This is a genomic window from Pseudomonas sp. LBUM1671 (genome assembly GCF_059695685.1).
The window spans coordinates 5,831,484-5,851,360 of record NZ_CP166782.1; the positions used below are offsets into that span (position 1 = coordinate 5,831,484).

Sequence of the window (19,877 nt, forward strand, 5' to 3'; positions counted from 1 at the left end):
ATTTTAAGAATGAGCATTGTCAACCTTGTAAAACCGAATCTTCTGGCAACAAAAGACTGCCGAGACTATATCAGCTACTATGCAAACATAAAGCTTAGCAATATTGCAAACGAAACATTAAAGAGTGATCTCCTAGCCGTTGCAAAATATCAAACAGGTGTAGACCAGAGCGTCAATGACATCGTACGCAGCAGCATTGATTTAATGAATTCGGATGACATCCAAAATGTACTGAATGATTATGGCTTAGCTCCAGAATATAAAAACGATCTTAAAACCATTATTGAGCAGAGAAAAAAAGATTTTCTTGCATTACGCAACACTCTTCAGAAGAAGATATATAACCTTGATACAATGAGCTACACAAGCAACCAATATAGATTGGACGAGTTAAGACTGACACTTAAAAACTTACAAGACGTTGCTATAAAAGATAAATCTACGCCTCACTATGATCAACTTCTAACGGCAAGATATGAACTTGACGTATCAATTGACGCGATTCAAAATCAGAGTACATTAGATAAACTAGCGCCTATATTGAACCAAGTGATCAAGACAGCCCAGGATGTTCTGGACAAACCAGCCGATTTCAAAAAGAAGTTAATCGACCAAGGATTGACTATTGCGGCAAGTGCATTAAAATTGTACCAAGAACAAGTCCGCTTAGAAAATATGATATCCGCTCGTAGCAATATCATTGGCCAACTTAATAATCGCGAACTACGCGCCGATGATATTGATCGCCAAATCAAAGCCTGCGTTAATGAAATCAATGATATAAAAGAATACGAATCTATCCCAACTATAAAAAAACAATACGTTGATGAGGCCAATAAAATACTCACTTCTTTTGACTCATTCATTGCTGTTGTATTTTCAAATGAAGACCCGAAAGAAAGTGCAAGTAGTTTCTTAATGCACGCTCCTGCATTTCATGCATATACAGATACTCTCTTCCGGGAATGGCTCCGCGGTTAAATAGAGGGGCGATCATATTGATCGCCCCTTTACCCAACCAGTTTTACCACTTTCCTATCATTGCAGGCGTAGCCTGCACACAAGACCGTTGCTTTACCCGTCGCGTCCAATGAGATCTGCTAGGTCTTCGAAGCGCTACCCCAGCGCCGAAAGCTTCGTAACGAGGGATACTCACGTCACGCATCGCACTAACGGACACGCCGAAGAATTCGAGTGGATCGAATTTTTTCGGGTTTTGCACCGGTAGATGCCAAACGCAGGTCAGTTGATATTGACCTTACGCACGCTATGCTTGAGGACTTCGAAAATCTCTTCAACCGGGACACCGTAGGTTTCTTTGATGTCGAGCTGACCGATGAAGTTCGCAGCGCTAATCAGAGGCACCAACACCTTGGGCTGCACTCCCGAAACACCCGACTCGAAGCAGTGTCTACGAGAATTGCGAAAACGCCTTGCGAGACGTCCGCCGAAAACGAGAAAAGCCCTGCAAGCGTAAACCTGCAGGGCTTCTCGGTCAGGTGACCATCTCATTAAACCCGCCTCTCGGCGGGTTTTTATGCGGTTCAAACACTTAAGGATTAATTAACCTTAGCGTTCAACTCACCCTTCAAATACCGCTGATACATCCCTTCCAACGAGATCGGCTTGATCTTCGAAGCATTACCCGCCGTACCAAACGCCTCATAACGTGCAATACACACATCGCGCATGGCAGTAACAGTCGCGCCGAAGAATTTACGCGGATCAAACTCGCTAGGGTTAGTCGCCATCAACCGACGCATCGCACCAGTAGAAGCCAGACGCAGGTCAGTATCGATATTGACCTTACGCACGCCGTGCTTGATGCCTTCGACGATTTCTTCAACCGGTACGCCGTAGGTTTCTTTGATGTCGCCGCCGTACTGGTTGATGATCGCCAGCCAGTCTTGTGGCACCGAAGACGAACCATGCATCACCAGGTGGGTGTTCGGGATGCGTTTGTGGATTTCCTTGATGCGGTCGATGGCCAGCACGTCGCCGGTAGGCGGCTTGGTGAACTTGTACGCGCCGTGGCTGGTGCCGATGGCGATGGCCAGGGCGTCGACCTGGGTGCGTTTGACGAAGTCAGCGGCTTCTTCCGGGTCGGTCAGCATTTGGCTGTGATCCAGAACGCCTTCGGCGCCGATGCCGTCTTCTTCACCGGCCATGCCGGTTTCCAGCGAACCCAGGCAGCCCAGCTCGCCTTCTACCGAAACGCCGCAGGCGTGAGCCATGGCCACGGTTTGTTGGGTGACGCGCACGTTGTAGTCGTAGTCGGTCGGGGTCTTGCCGTCTTCGCCCAGGGAACCGTCCATCATTACCGAGCTGAAGCCCAGTTGGATGGAACGCTGGCAGACGTCAGGGCTGGTGCCGTGGTCCTGGTGCATGCACACCGGGATGTGCGGGAATTCTTCGATGGCGGCCAGGATCAGGTGACGCAGGAACGGTGCGCCGGCGTATTTGCGAGCACCGGCCGAGGCCTGGACGATCACCGGGGAGTCAGTCTTGTCAGCGGCTTCCATGATGGCGCGCATCTGCTCAAGGTTGTTGACGTTGAAGGCTGGAACGCCGTAGCCGAACTCGGCTGCGTGGTCCAGCATCTGGCGCATGCTGATAAGTGCCATTATGTGTGTCTCTCCCGGTTTGGGTCGTTAATCGTGCCAGCCTGCCGGAGCGGCGGCGGCTATTCAAGTTATTGCAGATCGGGGGTTGGCCCGGGCTGCGAATTCGGTCTTGCCAAAATCTCTATAAGCCATCGAGTTCCCGTAGGAGCGAAGCTTGCTCGCGAAAGCGGTTTTACTGGCAACACATGTGTTGAATGTGATGACGTCTTCGCGAGCAAGCTTCGCTCCTACAGGTTTCGCACAAGCCTTCAATTACTGCGCTTTACAACCGCGGCCAATCAAATCATTGGTGGCGACCCAGTAAACCAGGCCTTCCTCACCTTTTACGTGAAACGCCAGCATGTCGTTGCTGTACAGCGAACCTTCGGCACCCGGCTCAAGCTTCAAGCGGTAGACCTGATCGGCCCCGCCGAGGCGCACGTCGACTTCCTTGCGGCTGTCGTCGCTGTAGCGCCAGAGCACTTTGGCCTGGCTGTCGCAGGTCCAGGTGGTCCAGTTGTCCGTCGATTCGGCAGGCGTGAACAGGTTGAAATTCGAGCAACCGGCCAGCAATGCCAACGCCGTAACGGCGATAAAACCTTTCATCCATGTTCCTCGACTGACGGCGCACGCCGCCAGCCCTGAGTAAAGTGTCTGACCCGTCAAGGGCAACCATGTTCCTTGGCCGGGGTCTGGGTCTCGTATTTCTCCAGGCCATCGGGTCCGGAGCGCTTGTTGATCACCGGGTTGGTTTCCGCTTGCCAGTCGGCCTGGTAGCAGCCTTTTTCCACCGACTGCGGCGCAGGTTCCGGCTTGGCTTTCGGGTTACTCCCGCAAGCCACCAGCATACCCGCAGCGATCAAAAGCGCTAACGGCTTGACCATGGGAACACTCCTTTGCGTAGTCAAATGGACGACCTCAGGCCTTGGCCCGGCTTTCCAGGACTTCAACGGCTGGCAACACCTTGCCTTCCACGAACTCGAGGAACGCACCGCCACCGGTAGAAATGTAGGAGATCTGATCGGCAACGCCATATTTATCGATGGCCGCCAGGGTGTCGCCCCCGCCAGCAATCGAGAACGCAGAGCTTTCCGCGATGGCCTGGGCCAGGACTTTGGTGCCGTTACCGAACTGGTCGAATTCGAACACGCCGACCGGGCCGTTCCACAGGATGGTCTTGGACGACTTCAGCAGCTCGGCAAAATTCGCCGCGGTCTGTGGGCCGATGTCCAGGATCATGTCGTCGGCGGCTACGTCAGCAATCAGCTTGACGGTAGCGGTGGCGCTTTCAGCGAATTCCTTGGCAACCACAACGTCGACCGGCAGTGGCACGCTGACTTTGGCGGCGATTTCGCGCGCGGTGTCCAGCAGGTCCGGTTCGTACAGGGACTTGCCGACCGGGTGACCGGCTGCGGCCAGGAAGGTGTTGGCAATGCCGCCGCCGACGATCAGTTGGTTGCAAATCTGGCTCAGGCTGTTCAGTACGTCGAGCTTGGTCGAGACCTTGGAGCCGGCAACGATCGCAGCCATCGGCTGGGCCGGGGCGCCAAGGGCTTTGCCCAGTGCGTCCAGTTCGGCGGCCAGCAGCGGGCCAGCAGCGGCGACCTTGGCGAACTTGGCCACGCCGTGGGTCGAACCCTCGGCGCGGTGAGCGGTGCCGAAGGCGTCCATCACGAACACGTCGCACAGGGCGGCGTATTGCTGGGCCAGTTCGTCAGCGTTCTTTTTCTCGCCTTTGTTGAAGCGCACGTTTTCGAACAGCACGATGTCGCCGGCTTTGACGTCGACGCCGCCCAGGTAATCGGCGACCAGCGGCACTTCGCGGCCCAGGGCCTTGCTCAGGTAATCAGCGACAGGCTTGAGGCTGTTCTCGGCCGAGAACTCGCCTTCGGTCGGACGGCCAAGGTGCGAGCAGACCATCACGGCCGCGCCTTTTTCCAGGGCCAGCTTGATGGTCGGCAGCGAAGCCAGGATTCGCGCATCGCTGGTGACTACACCGTCCTTGACTGGGACGTTGAGGTCTTCGCGGATCAGTACGCGCTTACCTTGCAGATCGAGGTCGGTCATCTTCAACACGGTCATGGGTCGCATTTCCTACTGTTTTGGAGAGGCTGCTGTTTGCAGATAGTGTTCCGCAACGTCCAGCATTCGGTTGGCAAAACCCCATTCGTTGTCGAACCAGGCCAGGATGTTCACCAGCCGTGGGCCGGAAACTCGGGTCTGACTGGCATCGACGATGGCCGAATGTGGGTCATGGTTGAAATCACAGCTTGCATGGGGCAGCTCGGTGTAGGCCAGAAGGCCTTTGAGCGGGCCACTGGTGGCGGCCTCGCGCAAAATCCGGTTGACCTCGGTGGCGTCGGTGTCGCTGACGGTCTGCATCGTAATGTCGAGGCAAGACACGTTAACCGTCGGCACTCGCACGGCTTTGGCCTGAATTCGCCCGGCAAGTTCCGGCAGCAGGCGTTCGATGCCACGCGCCAGACCAGTGGACACCGGAATCACCGACTGGAACGCCGAACGCGTGCGGCGCAGGTCTTCGTGATGATAGGCGTCGATGACCGGCTGATCGTTCATCGCCGAGTGAATGGTGGTGATCGACACGTATTCCAGGCCAATGGCCTGATCCAGCAGGCGCAATAGAGGAACGCCGCAGTTGGTGGTGCAAGACGCGTTGGACACCAGTAGCTCGTCGCCGGTCAGGCAATCCTGGTTCACGCCGTAGACGATGGTCGCGTCGACATCCGCCTCGCTGGCCATCGGCTGGGAAAACAGCACACGCGGTGCGCCAGCGTCGAGGAACCGCTGGCCATCGGCACGCGTGTGGTAAGCGCCGGAGCACTCCAGCACCAGATCGACGCCCAAGGACGCCCAATCGATGCCTTCAGGGGTGGCACTGCGCAGGACCTTCACGCAGTCGCCATTAATATGCAGACAATCGCCGTCGACCTTCACTTCGCCGGGAAAACGCCCGTGAGTGGAGTCGAAGCGTGTCAGGTATTCGATGCTGGCCATGTCCGCCAGATCGTTGATCGCGACAATTTCAAACCCGGCCTTTTCGCCTCGCTCAAACAACGCACGCAAGACGCAACGACCAATCCGGCCGTAGCCGTTGAGTGCAACTTTGTAAGGACGCGGTTGAGGCATGGGGTTCTCGATTACCGTGGTGAATCTGTCATTGCAGTGTTGGCAGGGCCGACGCCTTCGCGAGCAAGCCCGCTCTCACAGGAGAATGCATTTCCATGTGGGAGCGGGCTTGCTCGCGAAAGCGGCAGTCCAGACGCCGCAACTTCTGGATCAGTCTTCCAGCAGCTCTTCAGCCTGACCCAGGATGTTTTCCAGGGTGAAGCCGAACTCTTCGAACAAGGCCGGCGCAGGTGCCGACTCGCCGTAGGTGGTCATGCCGATCACGCGACCTTCCAGGCCCACGTACTTGTACCAGTAGTCCGCGTGGGCGGCTTCGATGGCGATACGGGCGCTGACCTGCAATGGCAGAACCGCTTGCTTGTAGCCGGCGTCCTGGGCATCGAACACGCTGGTGCACGGCATCGAAACGACGCGAACCTTGCGACCTTGTTCGGTGAGCTTGTCGTAAGCCTGAACCGCCAGGCCCACTTCCGAACCGGTGGAGATCAGGATCAGCTCAGGCTCGCCCGCGCAATCCTTCAACACGTAACCGCCACGGGCGATGTCGGCGATCTGCAGCGCGCTGCGGTCCTGATGCTGCAGGTTCTGACGCGAGAAGATCAGCGCCGAAGGGCCGTCCTTGCGCTCGATGGCTGCTTTCCAGCAAACGGCCGATTCAACGGCATCGGCTGGACGCCAGGTGTCGAGGTTCGGCGTGCTGCGCAGGCTGGTCAGTTGCTCGATCGGCTGGTGAGTCGGGCCGTCTTCGCCCAGGCCGATGGAGTCGTGGGTGTAGACGAACACCACGCGTTTCTTCATCAGCGAAGCCATGCGTACCGCGTTGCGAGCGTATTCCATGAACATCAGGAAGGTCGCGCCGTAAGGCACCAGGCCGCCGTGCAAGGCCACGCCGTTCATGATTGCGCTCATGCCGAATTCGCGAACGCCGTAGTACATGTAGTTGCCGCTGGCGTCTTCAGCCGTAACACCTTTGCAACCTTTCCACAGGGTCAGGTTGGAACCGGCCAGGTCAGCGGAGCCGCCCAGCAGTTCAGGCAACAGCGGGCCGTAGGCATTCAATGCGTTCTGGCTGGCTTTACGGCTGGCGATGGTTTCGCCCTTGGCCGCGACTTCAGCGATATAAGCCGAGGCTTTTTCGGCGAAGTCTTCCGGCAGGTCGCCGCCCAGACGACGGACCAGTTCGTTGGCCAGCTCAGGGAAAGCAGCAGAGTAGGCAGCGAAACGCTGATCCCACTCGGCTTCGGCCGCACGACCGGCTTCCTTGGCGTCCCACTCGGCATAGATGTCAGCCGGGATTTCGAACGGACCGTGGTTCCATTTCAGCGCAGCACGGGTCAGCGCGATTTCCGCGTCACCCAGTGGGGCGCCGTGGCAGTCTTCTTTACCTTGCTTGTTCGGCGAACCGAAACCGATGGTGGTCTTGCAGCAGATCAGGGTCGGTTGCTCGCTTTTGCGTGCAGTCTCGATCGCGATCTTGATTTCTTCCGGGTCGTGACCGTCGACGTTGCGGATCACTTGCCAGTTGTAGGCTTCGAAACGCTTCGGGGTGTCATCGGTGAACCAGCCTTCGACTTCGCCGTCGATGGAGATGCCGTTGTCATCGTAGAAAGCGATCAGCTTGCCCAGACCCAAAGTACCGGCCAGGGAGCCGACTTCGTGGGAAATGCCTTCCATCATGCAGCCATCACCCAGGAACACGTAGGTGTGGTGGTCGACAACGTTGTGGCCAGGACGGTTGAACTGCGCCGCCAGGACTTTTTCAGCCAGGGCGAAACCTACGGCGTTGGCCAGGCCTTGGCCCAGCGGACCGGTGGTGGTTTCAACGCCCGGGGTGTAGCCGAATTCCGGGTGACCCGGGGTGCGGCTGTGCAGCTGGCGGAAGTTTTTCAGGTCATCGATCGACAGGTCGTAGCCGGTCAGGTGCAGCAGCGAGTAGATCAACATCGAGCCGTGACCGTTGGACAGCACGAAGCGGTCACGGTCGGCGAACGATGGATTGCTCGGGTTGTGCTTCAGGTAGTCACGCCAAAGTACTTCGGCGATATCCGCCATACCCATCGGGGCACCGGGATGGCCGCTGTTGGCTTTTTGCACGGCATCCATGCTGAGGGCACGAATGGCGTTGGCACGCTCACGACGGCTGGGCATCGCTGTTCTCCTGCGGGTTCTGTATCGAGAGTGAATAAAACGAAACGGAAAAAAGGCGAGCATTTTCCCTCACCGACCCGCCTCGGGGCAATGACAGATAGTCATCTGAAGGCGTTTTTCCAATGGTTAACAGCGGTTTCGACTGATGAAACCTTTCTGCAGTTCGTTTGTTGACTGAACCTAACGTCTGTAAGTGCCATCTATCGACCAATATCAAAACTTTTTGATATTGCCCTTGCGATGATTTCTACCCGTCACTAGACTGCTGGCCTTATGAATTTACGCGTGCCTTCCATTCGACATGACGATTGCGATGAGCTGGCGGCCCTGTGCAAGGCCGGCGGCGATCCTCTGCGGCTGAATGTATTGCGCGCACTGGCCAACGATTCGTTTGGCGTACTGGAACTGGCGCAGATTTTCGGGATTGGTCAATCCGGCATGAGTCACCACCTCAAGGTCTTGGCCCAGGCCGACCTGGTGGCGACCCGCCGTGAAGGCAACGCGATTTTCTACCGTCGCGCCCTGCCCCACACCGACCTGCTGGGCGGCAAGCTGCACGCCGCCTTGCTCGAAGAAGTGGACAACCTGACCCTGCCGGACGATGTGCAGTCGCGGATTGCTCAGGTCCATGGGCAACGAGCGGCGGCCAGCCAGGACTTTTTCTCCCGGGTGGCGGAGAAGTTTCGCGCCCAGCAAGACTTGATTGCCGGCCTGCCGCAATACCGCGAAAGCGTGGTGACGTTGCTCGACAAGCTGAGTTTCAGTGACGGCGCGACGGCCATCGAAGTCGGCCCCGGCGACGGTGAATTCCTGCCGGAACTGGCGCGCCGCTTCACCCAGGTCACGGCGCTGGACAACAGCCCGGCGATGCTCGAACTGGCGCGTCAGGTCTGCGAACGTGAAACGCTGGCTAACGTCAGCCTGCAACTGGCCGATGCATTGAATGGCGTCAGCCTTCAGGCCGATTGCGTTGTACTGAACATGGTGCTGCACCATTTCGCCGCGCCGGCCGAAGCGCTCAAGCACATGGCCGATTTGCTGCAACCGGGCGGTAGCCTGCTCGTGACAGAGTTATGTAGCCACAACCAGAGTTGGGCCAGGGAGGCCTGCGGTGATCTGTGGTTGGGGTTTGAACAGGACGATTTGGCCCGTTGGGCCACCGCTGCGGGACTCGTTCCCGGGGAAAGCCTCTATGTAGGCTTACGTAATGGTTTCCAGATCCAGGTCCGCCATTTTCAGCGACCGGCTGGCGACACTCACCATCGGTAAATTCAGGAAAAAATCGAGATGAGCGAATACTCCCTCTTCACCTCCGAGTCCGTGTCCGAAGGGCATCCGGACAAAATCGCCGACCAGATTTCCGATGCGGTGCTGGACGCCATCATTGCTGAAGACAAGTTCGCCCGTGTGGCGTGCGAGACGCTGGTCAAGACCGGCGTGGCAATCATTGCAGGTGAAGTCACCACGTCGGCCTGGGTCGACCTGGAAGAAATCGTGCGTAACGTCATTCTGGACATCGGCTACAACAGCTCCGATGTCGGCTTCGACGGTGCCACTTGCGGCGTGATGAACATCATCGGCAAGCAGTCCCCTGACATCAACCAGGGTGTCGACCGTGCCAAGCCTGAAGATCAGGGCGCCGGTGACCAGGGCCTGATGTTCGGCTACGCCAGCAACGAAACCGATGTGCTGATGCCAGCACCGATCACCTTCTCGCACCAGCTTGTGCAACGCCAGGCCGAAGCCCGTAAATCCGGTCTGCTGCCTTGGCTGCGCCCGGACGCCAAGTCGCAAGTGACTTGCCGTTACGAAGGCGGCAAGGTTGTCGGTATCGACGCCGTTGTTCTGTCGACCCAGCACAACCCGGAAGTGTCGTACAAAGACCTTCGCGAAGGCGTGATGGAGCTGATCGTCAAGCACGTACTGCCTGCCGAACTGCTGACCAAAGACACCCAGTTCCACATCAACCCGACTGGCCAGTTCATCATCGGTGGCCCGGTGGGTGACTGCGGCCTGACTGGTCGCAAGATCATCGTCGACAGCTACGGCGGCATGGCCCGTCACGGCGGCGGCGCGTTCTCCGGTAAGGATCCATCGAAGGTTGACCGTTCGGCTGCCTACGCCGGTCGTTACGTGGCCAAGAACATCGTTGCCGCCGGCCTGGCCGAACGTTGCGAAATTCAGGTTTCCTACGCGATCGGTGTTGCCCAGCCTACGTCGATCTCGTTGAACACCTTCGGCACCGGCAAGATCAGCGACGACAAGATCGTCAAACTGGTTCGCGAAATTTTCGACCTGCGTCCATACGCGATCACCACCATGCTCGACCTGCTGCACCCGATGTACCAGGAAACCGCTGCGTACGGCCACTTCGGTCGTACCCCGGCAACCAAGACTGTGGGCGAAGACACCTTCACCACGTTCACCTGGGAAAAGACCGACCGCGCCGACGACCTGCGTACTGCAGCCGGCCTGTAAGACTTTCCTGGCGGCACCAAAAGCCCCGCACGGTTCGCCGTGCGGGGCTTTTTATTGCGTGCAATTCGATAGAACGCAGCCTCGTCTCACTCGACAGCAGCTACAAAAATATCTGTAGGAGCTGTCGAGTGAAACGAGGCTGCGATCTTTTGATCTTTATATCGAAACACACCGAAAAACATCGCTGCTGCCGACGCCCGAAAGCTGACTAACCTTGAAAGCATTCCCCCTGAGCAAGGACGCTCACGATGCTTCTGCGCCTGTTTTCCGCTTTGTTCCTGACCCTGTTTTGCCTGAGCTCAACGGCCAACGACTGCCCCGACTGGTCACCCGCCCGCGCCCTGGACGAAATTACCGCCCTGCAACAACAAATCGATTTCTGGGACGACCACTATCACCGCAACGGACGCTCACTGGTCGCCGACGAAATCTATGATCAGTCCCGCGCACGATTGAGCGAATGGCGTGAATGTTTTGATTTGAGCCTGGCGCCCGACCCCTTGCGTACGGCGGGCGGCAAGATTGCCCACCCCATCGCCCACACGGGCCTGGAAAAACTGCGAGATGGGCCGGCGGTCGAGCATTGGCTACGCAAGCGCGATGACCTCTGGATACAGCCCAAGGTCGACGGCGTGGCCGTGACGTTGATCTATCGCAACGGCTCGCTGCATCAAGCGATCAGTCGGGGTGACGGCTTGAACGGTCAGGACTGGACCGCATCGGCCCGACTGATTGAAGCCATCCCCCGGCAACTGCCGCACCCCTTGAATGTGCTGGTGCAAGGCGAACTCTATTGGCGCCTGACCGACCATGTGCAAGCCAAGGCAGGCAGCCTCAACGCCCGCTCCACGGTGGCCGGGTTGATGGCGCGCAAAGAGCTGAACGCCGAACAGGCCGGTGGTATCGGGTTGTTTGTCTGGGACTGGCCACAAGGTCCGGCAAGCCTGCCGGCCCGCGTGGCGGCGCTCGGTGAAATGGGTTTTCCGAGCACGGCGCCTTACAGTCAGCCGATCAAGGGATTCGCCGACGCGCAACGATGGCGCGATCACTGGTACCGCACGCCCCTGCCCTTCGCCAGTGATGGCGTCGTTTTGCGGCAGAGTCAGCGTCCACCCGCCGAACGCTGGCAGGCGCGGCCGTCATTCTGGAGCGTTGCCTGGAAATACCCCTTCGCCCAGGCACTGGCCGAAGTGCGCAAAGTCCATTTTAAAATTGGCCGCACGGGGCGGATTACACCGGTGCTGGACCTCACACCAGTGAAGCTCGATGACCGACAGATCAAGCGGGTGAGCGTCAGCTCCCTGCAACGCTGGGAGGCGCTGGATATCCGCCCCGGGGATCAGGTGTCCATCAGCCTGGCGGGCCTGACCATTCCAAGGCTCGATAGCGTCGTGCTGCGCAGTACCGAACGCACTGAATTGAACGTGCCATCGGCAGCAGACTTTCATCAATTGAGTTGCTGGCAACCGACATCAGGCTGCGAGAGCCAATTTCTCGCGCGCCTGACCTGGCTCAGCAGCAAACAGGGACTGGCTTTGCCTCATCTCGGCCCTGGCACCTGGGAGAAACTTTTCGAAACAGGCCGCCTCAACAGCCTGCTGGATTGGTTGACCCTCGATGCTCAAGAGCTTGCTAACATTGATGGCTTCGGCGAACGCAGCGCGGCTCGCCTTTTAAACAGTTTCAACAGCGCCCGGCAACGTCCGTTTGCTCGCTGGCTCAAAGCCTTGGGGTTGCCGCCCACCGGCCAGGCACGGCTTGCCGATTCATGGCAGGAACTGGCGAATCGAAATACCGAACAATGGCAGGCAGAAGCCGGTATCGGCCCGGGACGCGCGGCGCAATTGAACGCCTTTTTTCGCGACCCGCACGTCCTGGCACTGAGTCAAACATTACGCATGGCCGGGATTGACGGCTTTTAAACGCCGAGACACCTGGCAGCCCGGGAACCCAAAGGTGGCGACGGGCTCAAACGCCCATCGCCACATCGACCCGATTGTCTTTGCACATGGAGCTTTTATGAAATTTCTTTCACCGCTCGCCTTGCTGACCCTTTGCAGCGTGATGGCCGCTCCCCTGATGGCCGCCGAAGAAGCCCCGGAACTGACCGGCTGTGCCGCGAAGAAACAGGGGATCATCACTCAGATCGAACTGGCCAAATCCCACGGCAACGCCGAACAGCAGGCCGGCCTCGAAACGGCCCTGAGCGAAGTCACCGCCCATTGCACCGACGCCTCGCTGAAGAAGGAACGGGAAAACAAGGTGCTCGACGCCAAGCATGAAGTCAGCAAGCGTCAGGCCGACCTGGACAAAGCCATGAAGAAAGGCGACCCGGAGAAGATCAACAAACGCAAAGACAAACTCGCCGAGTCTCGCAAGGAATTGCAGGACGCGCTCGATGAGCTGGATAAATAAGCCATCACAGAATCGTGCGGCTTGCCTGTGGCGAGGGAGCTTGCTCCCGCTGGGCTGCGAAGCGGCCCTAAACGCGCTTATCCAGGCAGACCGCATTTTCCTGGTTTACGACGGCTTCGCCGCCCAGCGGGAGCAAGCTCCCTCGCCACAGTTGCGCAGCAGGTCTCCCCAGATCACACCCGAGAATCAATGATCCCGAAATTCTTTATGGCAGGCACTGCAGGCATCTTCGACTTTCTGTACCGCCGGCCCCAGGTTACTGGCCTTGTAAGGTTGAACCTTGCTGGCAATCACCAATTCACCGGTGGCGGCTTCAAGGGTGCGGGCCATTTCCTGGAAGCGTGTCTGCTGCTGCCACACATTGTCCTTGGCGCTGGTGTGATCTTCTTCGCGCACCTGCGGGAAATGTTTCCACGGCTCACGGGACAACGTGTCGAGCTTCACGGCGCCTGCCTCGAATTTCGGACCGTCGAAGGGAATACGACCACGCAACATGCCGCCCAAGTCTTCGCCGGTCTTGAGCATCTGTTTGAAGATCGCCTTGCGTTGGCCCAGTGGCGAACTCGGGTCGACACCACCGCAAGCAGACAACGTCAGGCAGGCCAGCAATACAACAGAAAGTCTTTTAAGAGTCATGGTGGCTTCAGGTCACGGGAAACGGCGGCCAGTATCCTCGTGTCATCGGCAAAGACCAATAGCCCTATTATCAATACGGGTTGTTTGAGCGCATGGAGCACTCAGGCAACCGGCAAAGGAATTACTCCATGAACAGCCGTTTCAAGGCATTGCGTCACCACCTCGTGTGGACTCTTCCAATGGTGGCCGTGCTTGCTGGCTGCACCGGCGGCGATAAAAGCACGCCTAAAACCCACGCGCTGGCGACCTACTCCAGTGCCACTTGGGAAGCGCTGCCGGCCGTGTCCGACAACGACCTCGTCGCCGGTTTCGGCTCGTGGCGCAGCGCCTGCACCCGACTCAAGGCCGACCCGGTCTGGGGTGCGACCTGTGCGGCTTCAGCTAATGTGCCGCAAACCGCCAACGACATCCGCGGCTTTCTCAAGCAGAACCTCGACGTCTACGGCCTGCGCGCCGCCAATGACAACCCCAACGGTTTGATCACCGGCTATTACGAACCGGTCTACCCCGGCAGCCTGACCCAGACCGACGTGGCAAACATCCCGGTGTACGGCGTGCCCGAGGACATGATTATCGTCTCCCTGGACAGCATTTACCCCGAACTCAAAGGCAAACGCCTGCGCGGACGCCTCGAGGGTCGCGTACTGAAGCCTTACGACGATGCGGCAACGATTGAGACCAATGGGGTGAAGGCGCCAGTGGTTGCCTGGCTGACCGACCCGATGAACCTGCAATTCCTGCAAATCCAGGGTTCGGGTCGCATCCAGCTCGACGACGGTCGTCAGTTGCGCATCGCTTACGCTGACCAGAACGGCCATCCGTACCGACCAATCGGGCGCTGGCTGGTGGAGCAAGGCGAGCTGAAGAAAGAAGACGTGACCATGGGCGCCATCAGCACATGGGCCAAGGCCAATCCGTCGCGCATTCCGGAATTGCTGGGCAGCAACCCGAGTTATGTGTTCTTCACCCGCAACCCGGACAGCAACGAAGGGCCTCGCGGCTCGCTGAACGTTCCGCTGACCGCCGGTTACAGCGCGGCAGTGGACCGCAAGGTGATACCGCTGGGCAGTCTGTTGTGGCTGTCCACCACCAAACCGGACGGCACCGCACTGGTACGGCCCGTGGCAGCGCAAGACACCGGCGGCGCGATTGCCGGCGAAGTGCGTGCGGATCTGTTCTGGGGCACCGGCGAGGCCGCCGGGCAATTGGCCGGGGACATGAAACAGCAGGGGCAGATCTGGATGCTGTGGCCTAAAGGCGCGGCGTTGCCGCAAGTGCCGCAGGTGGCTGATGCGGTGAAGGCGAATCCTTAAGTTCTACGGTGGCTGATGCATAGCCTTCGCGAGCAAGCCCGCTCCCACATTTAATACAGGTCGCGCACCAATCAAATGTGCACTGAAGATCAAATGTGGGAGCGGGCTTGCTCGCGAAGGGGCCAGCACAATCACCGAAGAATTTTCAGACCGACACCACAAAGAAACTGACAATCAACCCCATCCCCACAAACCACACCAGCGACCGCAAAATCGCCCAGTCCGCCAGGTAGCAAATGATGTACAGCAGCCGACTGGTGATAAACAGCACCGCCAGCACGTTGACCGTCACCAGCTGCGCCGTGCCCACCAGATGCGCCACAATCACCGCCGCCGCGAACGCCGGGGTCACTTCAAAACTGTTCAGTTGCGCCGCATACGCGCGTCTACCCAAACCATTCAGCGAATCAAGAAAGTCCCGGGGGTCATGGTTGTCTTGCAGCCCAAACCTGCCACTGACCTTGGCAATGCCCGTGCAGATATAAGGCAGGAAGATCGCGATCAAAACGCACCACAGAGCAACCGTCATAAAGCAATCCTTTCTTCAGTTTTAGAAATTCGGGGCCCGGTCAAAACTTCATCACCAACATGCCGATCAGTACCAGCCCACAGGCTAAGAGCCTTGGCCTGCCGAAAGGTTCTTTCAGGTACCGCATGCCGAACAGCACGACCAGGATCACGCTGATCTCGCGCAACGCTGCCGCTTCGGCAATCGATCCCAGTTGCATCGCCCACAGCACCAGAGCGTAGCTGAACAACACGCAGAACCCGACCGCCAGACCCAATCGCCACTGTTCTCGCCAGAACAGCATGAACGCCGGGCGCTTGCGCACCAACGCCAGCAACGGGAACGGCCAGGCGCTGAGCAGCGTGACCCAGACCAGATAATCCAGAGGGTGCGACCAGCGCCGCAGCGCCTGGCCATCGATGAAGGTGTAGCAGCCGATGCACAGGCCGATCAGCGCCACCACCGGCAACATCGACCACGGCAGACGCGCCCCGCCGCCGCCCTGCCAGAGCAGGCATAGCATGCCGAACGGGATCAGCAGGATTCCGAAGATCTGCTGGTTCGTCAGCACTTCCCCGGCGAAGATCAGCGTCAACGCCAGCACCACCAGCGGCGACAGCCCACGCATCAACGGATAGACCAACCCGAGGTCGCCGACCCGATAGGCCTGGATCAGCAGGTAGCGATAGAGCAGTTCGAACGCCGCCGATGCCAGGATCCATGGCCAGATTTCAATCGGCGGCAGCGCCACGAACGGCAGCATCAGGGCGACAAACAACATCGCGACGCTGTCCATGCAGGCCACCACCAGCAGCCGTTCGGCGCTGAACTTGATCAGGGTATTCCACGCCGCGTGCAACAGCGCCGCCACCAACACCAGAGCCGTCGCAAGCACGGCACACTCCTTTTGTTAACCGCCGCGCCTCCTGCAAGAAGCGCGTGGATAATTGATTCGCCATATGTCAGCAGCTGTTTATACTGCAAGCGACCACGCCGCACTCAGTTGCGCACAGACTAATTCCAATAATTTCTGCCCCTGCCCGCTCTCTTCGAGAACGGTCATCGGCATGCGTATGCCTGATCAAAGCGTCAAGACTACCGACAGAGACCTTGCGCATGCCACTCGCCTTGCTTGCCCTCGCTGTTGCCGCGTTCGGCATCGGCACCACTGAATTCGTCATCATGGGCTTGCTGCCCGACGTCGCCCGCGACCTCGCCGTGAGCATTCCCCACGCTGGCCTGCTGATCACCGGCTACGCCCTGGGCGTGGTGTTCGGGGCGCCGATCCTCGCGATCGGTACCGCCAACATGCCGCGCAAAGCCACACTGCTGGGCATGACGCTGATGTTCATCCTCGGCAACGTGCTGTGCGCACTGGCGCCGAACTACGCCACGCTGATGGCCGCGCGCGTGGTCACCGCGCTGTGCCACGGTGCGTTCTTCGGCATCGGCTCGGTGGTCGCGGCCGGGCTGGTCGCACCGAACAAACGGGCGCAGGCGATTGCCATGATGTTCACCGGCCTGACGCTGGCCAACGTGCTCGGCGTGCCATTGGGCACCGCGCTCGGGCAATACGCCGGCTGGCGCTCGACGTTCTGGGCGGTCTCGGTGATCGGTGTGATTGCCGCGTTAGCGCAGTGGCTCTGGCTACCGAAGGACATCGCGATGGACAAGGCCAACCTCGCCAGCGAGTTCAAAGTGCTGGGCAAGATCAATGTGCTGTTAGCGTTGGGCATGAGCGTGCTGGCGTCGACCAGCCTGTTCAGCGTGTTCACCTACATCGCGCCGATCCTCCAGGACATCACCGGTGTCAGCCCCCACGGCGTGACGATCATGCTGCTGTTGTTTGGCGTCGGCCTGACGGCGGGCAGCATGCTCGGCGGACGTCTGGCGGACAGCCGTTTGTTGCCTTCATTGGTGGGCATGGCGCTGGCCGTCGCGGTGGTATTGGCTGTGTTCAGCCAGACCAGTCATTCGGTGATTCCGGCGGCGATCACGCTGGTGCTGTGGGGGATTTTCGCGTTTGCCCTGTGCCCGATCCTGCAACTGCTGATCATCGATCAGGCGCATGAAGCACCGAACCTCGGTTCGACGCTGAACCAGAGCGCCTTCAATCTCGGCAACGCGGCCGGTGCGTGGATTGGCGGGCTGGTAGTTGCCAGCGGTGCGGATCTGGCGGACCTGCCGTGGACCGGCGCGCTGGTCAGTGGCCTGACGGTGCTGACTGCGTTGTTCTACATCTATCTGCAACGTCGCGGTGCGACTGCGGTCAATGTGTCCGGCTGAATAATCGCTTCGCTCATGCAAATGCATTCGCGAGCAAGCCCGCTCCCACATGGATTTCGGTCGTATACAGAATCTGTGTTCACTGGAGATCCACTGTGGGAGCGGGCTTGCTCGCGAAGAAACAGACTCGCTGCAACTGTCTGAAACCCCATTTCTCACCCCCCATCCAAGGACCCCGGATGCTCGAGCTTGTCGCTGCCTTTATCTGCCTCACCACCCTCCTCACCTACGTAAATTTCCGCTTCATCGGCTTGCCTCCGACCATCGGAGTCATGGTCACGGCGCTGATGTTTTCCCTGCTGCTGCAAGGTCTGAGCTTTCTCGGCTACCCCGGCCTTGAAGAACGTATCCAGCAGTTGATCGGCCAGATCGATTTCGGCGATCTGCTGATGAACTGGATGCTGTCCTTCCTGCTGTTCGCTGGCGCCTTGCACGTCAACCTGAATGACCTGCGCAGTTATCGCTGGCCCATCGGACTGCTGGCGACTGTCGGCGTATTGATTGCAACAGCGGTGATCGGCAGCCTCGCCTATTACATTTTTGCCCTGTTCGGCTGGCACGTGAGCTTCCTCTATTGCCTGCTGTTCGGCGCGCTGATTTCCCCCACCGACCCGATTGCGGTCCTCGGCGTGCTGCGAACCGCCAATGCGTCCAAGCCTCTGAAAACCACCATCGTCGGCGAGTCGCTGTTCAACGACGGCACGGCCGTCGTGGTCTTCACCGTGCTGCTGGGCATCGCACAACTCGGTGAAACCCCGACCGTCGGCGCCACGGCGATGCTGTTTGCACACGAAGCGATTGGTGGCGTGCTGTTTGGCGGGCTGATCGGTTATCTGGTGTACCTGATGATCAAGAGCATCGAACAGCATCAAATCGAGGTCATGCTGACCCTGGCGCTGGTGATCGGCGGCTCGGCCATGGCGTCGGAGCTGCATGTATCCGCGCCGATCGCGATGGTCGTCGCCGGCCTGATCATCGGCAACCTGGGCCGCAACCTGGCGATGAACGACATGACCCGCAAGTACCTGGACGGTTTCTGGGAACTGCTCGACGACATGCTCAACGCCCTGCTGTTCGCCCTGATCGGCATGGAACTGTTGCTGCTGCCGTTCAACTGGCTGCACGTGCTGGCCGCGAGTTTGCTGGCGTTGGCAATTCTGCTCTCGCGCCTGCTGACGGTCGCACCGGCCATCGTGCTGTTGCGGCGCTGGCGCACAGTACCGCGCGGGACGATCCGGATTCTGACTTGGGGTGGTCTGCGCGGTGGTGTTTCGGTCGCGCTGGCCTTGGCCCTGCCGCTGGGCCCGGAACGTGACTTGCTGTTGAGCATCACCTACATCGTGGTGCTGTCGTCGATCCTGTTGCAGGGGCTGAGCATCGGCAAACTGGTCAAGCACGTGACTCGGGACGAGCCTGCGCCAGCGGCACAGGCCGAGCATCACTGATTATTTTTTGCTCTTCTGCGGATCGGGCGCCTGGCCCTGATCCGCCGTCTTCTTCGGCGGCCCACTTTCGCTGCGGATCTGCGCATGGCTGATCAGCGCGAAGATGAAGCTGCCGCCGATGATGTTCCCTGCCAGCGTCGGCCCGGCGAACACCAGCCAGAAATCCTTCCACGGCAACTCGCCGGCAAACACCAGGTACGAGACTTCGGCCGACCCCACCACGATGTGGGTGAAATCCCCGAGCGCCATGAGGTAGGTGATGAGGATGATGATCCACATCTTGGCGCTTTCCATGGACGGGATCATCCAGACCATGGTGGCAATCATCCAGCCCGAAACGATGCCTTTGGCGAACATCTGGCTGGCATCGTTCTCCATGATCTTGCGGCCGATATCGAGAAAAGCCAGATCGGTCTTGCTGTCGAAAATCGGCAGATGCAACATCACGTAGGCCACCAGCAACGTGCCGCAGAGGTTGCCTACCAGCACCACCGACCACAGGCGTAGCAGCCGGCCGAAATTGTTCAGTGTGGGTTTGGTCATGATCGGCAGCACGGCCGTCAGGGTGTTCTCGGTGAACAGTTGCTGACGGGCCAGGATCACCGCGAGAAAGCCTGCGCAGTAACCGAAGCTGGCGATGACCTTGAAGCCTTCACCGTCCGGCAGTCGGGAATTGAGCAGACCCATGGCCATCAGCGACAGGCCCATGGTCAGGCCAGCGGCCAGGGCCGACCACCACAAAGCGGCGACACTGCGCTCGAGTTCCTGATCGCCCTGGGTGCGGATGATTTCGTGCAGCACCGCGGCGCGCGGTGGCTGGTTCTTGTCGACGTCGTGCTGTTCTTCCGGCGACAGGTTTGGGGTTTTGCCTTCTTTCTTGGCGTCCATAAAGCTCCGG

At 58.9% G+C, this 19,877-nt stretch carries 18 protein-coding genes and 1 pseudogene; 8 read left to right on the forward strand and 11 right to left on the reverse strand.

Going from position 1 to position 19,877, the window contains the following annotated elements; genetic code table 11:
* The first annotated feature begins 9 nt into the window (after positions 1-9).
* Entirely contained in the window at positions 10-981 is a 972-nt protein-coding gene (locus ACA060_RS26975) for a hypothetical protein (protein ID WP_497314207.1), read from the forward strand.
* 145 nt (positions 982-1,126) lie between these two features.
* On the opposite strand, the pseudogene ACA060_RS26980 reads toward ACA060_RS26975, so the two are convergent.
* The 7 genes and pseudogenes from ACA060_RS26980 to tkt all read right to left on the reverse strand — a co-directional run.
* A pseudogene (locus tag ACA060_RS26980) lies at positions 1,127-1,326 on the reverse strand (class II fructose-bisphosphate aldolase); the annotation flags it as partial.
* Between the two features lie 233 nt (positions 1,327-1,559).
* The gene (fba, locus tag ACA060_RS26985) at positions 1,560-2,624 is read right to left on the reverse strand and encodes a class II fructose-bisphosphate aldolase (RefSeq protein ID WP_109635505.1); all 1,065 of its coding nucleotides are present in this window, start codon (positions 2,622-2,624) and stop codon (positions 1,560-1,562) included.
* Positions 2,625-2,876: 252 nt separating this feature from the next.
* A complete protein-coding gene (locus ACA060_RS26990; protein WP_497314209.1) occupies positions 2,877-3,209 on the reverse strand; it encodes an MliC family protein in 333 nt (110 codons plus the stop codon).
* Positions 3,210-3,265: 56 nt separating this feature from the next.
* On the reverse strand, positions 3,266-3,487 hold the full coding sequence (locus ACA060_RS26995; RefSeq protein ID WP_010466937.1) for a hypothetical protein: 222 nt from the start codon (positions 3,485-3,487) through the stop codon (positions 3,266-3,268).
* Positions 3,488-3,521: 34 nt separating this feature from the next.
* Positions 3,522-4,685 (reverse strand): phosphoglycerate kinase, encoded by a 1,164-nt coding sequence (locus ACA060_RS27000; protein WP_150633739.1) that lies wholly within the window; start codon positions 4,683-4,685, stop codon positions 3,522-3,524.
* A gap of 12 nt (positions 4,686-4,697) precedes the next feature.
* A complete protein-coding gene (epd, locus tag ACA060_RS27005; RefSeq protein ID WP_109635511.1) occupies positions 4,698-5,750 on the reverse strand; it encodes an erythrose-4-phosphate dehydrogenase in 1,053 nt (350 codons plus the stop codon).
* Positions 5,751-5,900: 150 nt separating this feature from the next.
* Positions 5,901-7,898 (reverse strand): transketolase, encoded by a 1,998-nt coding sequence (tkt, locus tag ACA060_RS27010; RefSeq protein ID WP_497314211.1) that lies wholly within the window; start codon positions 7,896-7,898, stop codon positions 5,901-5,903.
* 273 nt (positions 7,899-8,171) lie between these two features.
* Between tkt and ACA060_RS27015 the strand changes: the two genes are divergently transcribed.
* The 4 genes from ACA060_RS27015 (at position 8,172) to ACA060_RS27030 (ending at position 12,791) form a co-directional block, all read left to right on the forward strand.
* Entirely contained in the window at positions 8,172-9,167 is a 996-nt protein-coding gene (locus ACA060_RS27015) for an ArsR/SmtB family transcription factor (RefSeq protein ID WP_497314212.1), read from the forward strand.
* 18 nt (positions 9,168-9,185) lie between these two features.
* Positions 9,186-10,376 (forward strand): methionine adenosyltransferase, encoded by a 1,191-nt coding sequence (gene metK, locus ACA060_RS27020; protein WP_010466931.1) that lies wholly within the window; start codon positions 9,186-9,188, stop codon positions 10,374-10,376.
* Between the two features lie 248 nt (positions 10,377-10,624).
* A complete protein-coding gene (gene ligB / locus ACA060_RS27025) occupies positions 10,625-12,298 on the forward strand; it encodes an NAD-dependent DNA ligase LigB (RefSeq protein ID WP_497314214.1) in 1,674 nt (557 codons plus the stop codon).
* A 97-nt stretch (positions 12,299-12,395) separates the two neighbouring features.
* A complete protein-coding gene (locus ACA060_RS27030) occupies positions 12,396-12,791 on the forward strand; it encodes a DUF1090 domain-containing protein (RefSeq protein WP_497314216.1) in 396 nt (131 codons plus the stop codon).
* Between the two features lie 186 nt (positions 12,792-12,977).
* Here ACA060_RS27030 and ACA060_RS27035 read toward each other — a convergent pair whose 3' ends face one another.
* A complete protein-coding gene (locus ACA060_RS27035) occupies positions 12,978-13,427 on the reverse strand; it encodes a c-type cytochrome (protein WP_109635519.1) in 450 nt (149 codons plus the stop codon).
* Positions 13,428-13,555: 128 nt separating this feature from the next.
* Here ACA060_RS27035 and mltA point away from each other — a divergent pair, with 128 nt between their 5' ends.
* A complete protein-coding gene (gene mltA, locus ACA060_RS27040; RefSeq protein WP_497314218.1) occupies positions 13,556-14,740 on the forward strand; it encodes a murein transglycosylase A in 1,185 nt (394 codons plus the stop codon).
* Positions 14,741-14,885: 145 nt separating this feature from the next.
* Here mltA and ACA060_RS27045 read toward each other — a convergent pair whose 3' ends face one another.
* Positions 14,886-15,269 carry an MAPEG family protein gene (locus tag ACA060_RS27045; RefSeq protein ID WP_109635522.1) on the reverse strand — a complete coding sequence of 128 codons (384 nt, stop codon included), beginning with the start codon at positions 15,267-15,269 and terminating at the stop codon, positions 14,886-14,888.
* Positions 15,270-15,309: 40 nt separating this feature from the next.
* On the reverse strand, positions 15,310-16,143 hold the full coding sequence (locus ACA060_RS27050; RefSeq protein WP_497314220.1) for an EamA family transporter: 834 nt from the start codon (positions 16,141-16,143) through the stop codon (positions 15,310-15,312).
* 221 nt (positions 16,144-16,364) lie between these two features.
* On the opposite strand from ACA060_RS27050, the gene ACA060_RS27055 reads away from it, so the two are divergent.
* The gene (locus ACA060_RS27055) at positions 16,365-17,534 is read left to right on the forward strand and encodes an MFS transporter (RefSeq protein WP_497314222.1); all 1,170 of its coding nucleotides are present in this window, start codon (positions 16,365-16,367) and stop codon (positions 17,532-17,534) included.
* 179 nt (positions 17,535-17,713) lie between these two features.
* Complete coding sequence (locus tag ACA060_RS27060) at positions 17,714-18,979, forward strand: cation:proton antiporter (RefSeq protein ID WP_497314224.1); 1,266 nt, start codon at positions 17,714-17,716, stop codon at positions 18,977-18,979.
* On the opposite strand, the gene ACA060_RS27065 is transcribed toward ACA060_RS27060, so the two are convergent.
* The gene (locus ACA060_RS27065) at positions 18,980-19,867 is read right to left on the reverse strand and encodes a formate/nitrite transporter family protein (protein WP_109635528.1); all 888 of its coding nucleotides are present in this window, start codon (positions 19,865-19,867) and stop codon (positions 18,980-18,982) included.
* Between the last annotated feature and the right edge of the window lie 10 nt (positions 19,868-19,877).

Excerpts from the sequence above, each read along its gene's own strand:
- ACA060_RS26975 (WP_497314207.1), top strand. The coding sequence starts at position 10 with ATGAGCATTGTCAACCTTGTAAAACCGAATCTTCTGGCAACAAAAGAC.
- fba (WP_109635505.1), bottom strand. The coding sequence starts at position 2,624 with ATGGCACTTATCAGCATGCGCCAGATGCTGGACCACGCAGCCGAGTTC.
- ACA060_RS26990 (WP_497314209.1), bottom strand. The coding sequence starts at position 3,209 with ATGAAAGGTTTTATCGCCGTTACGGCGTTGGCATTGCTGGCCGGTTGC.
- ACA060_RS26995 (WP_010466937.1), bottom strand. The coding sequence starts at position 3,487 with ATGGTCAAGCCGTTAGCGCTTTTGATCGCTGCGGGTATGCTGGTGGCT.
- ACA060_RS27000 (WP_150633739.1), bottom strand. The coding sequence starts at position 4,685 with ATGACCGTGTTGAAGATGACCGACCTCGATCTGCAAGGTAAGCGCGTA.
- epd (WP_109635511.1), bottom strand. The coding sequence starts at position 5,750 with ATGCCTCAACCGCGTCCTTACAAAGTTGCACTCAACGGCTACGGCCGG.
- tkt (WP_497314211.1), bottom strand. The coding sequence starts at position 7,898 with ATGCCCAGCCGTCGTGAGCGTGCCAACGCCATTCGTGCCCTCAGCATG.
- ACA060_RS27015 (WP_497314212.1), top strand. The coding sequence starts at position 8,172 with ATGAATTTACGCGTGCCTTCCATTCGACATGACGATTGCGATGAGCTG.
- metK (WP_010466931.1), top strand. The coding sequence starts at position 9,186 with ATGAGCGAATACTCCCTCTTCACCTCCGAGTCCGTGTCCGAAGGGCAT.
- ligB (WP_497314214.1), top strand. The coding sequence starts at position 10,625 with ATGCTTCTGCGCCTGTTTTCCGCTTTGTTCCTGACCCTGTTTTGCCTG.
- ACA060_RS27030 (WP_497314216.1), top strand. The coding sequence starts at position 12,396 with ATGAAATTTCTTTCACCGCTCGCCTTGCTGACCCTTTGCAGCGTGATG.
- ACA060_RS27035 (WP_109635519.1), bottom strand. The coding sequence starts at position 13,427 with ATGACTCTTAAAAGACTTTCTGTTGTATTGCTGGCCTGCCTGACGTTG.
- mltA (WP_497314218.1), top strand. The coding sequence starts at position 13,556 with ATGAACAGCCGTTTCAAGGCATTGCGTCACCACCTCGTGTGGACTCTT.
- ACA060_RS27045 (WP_109635522.1), bottom strand. The coding sequence starts at position 15,269 with ATGACGGTTGCTCTGTGGTGCGTTTTGATCGCGATCTTCCTGCCTTAT.
- ACA060_RS27055 (WP_497314222.1), top strand. The coding sequence starts at position 16,365 with ATGCCACTCGCCTTGCTTGCCCTCGCTGTTGCCGCGTTCGGCATCGGC.
- ACA060_RS27060 (WP_497314224.1), top strand. The coding sequence starts at position 17,714 with ATGCTCGAGCTTGTCGCTGCCTTTATCTGCCTCACCACCCTCCTCACC.
- ACA060_RS27065 (WP_109635528.1), bottom strand. The coding sequence starts at position 19,867 with ATGGACGCCAAGAAAGAAGGCAAAACCCCAAACCTGTCGCCGGAAGAA.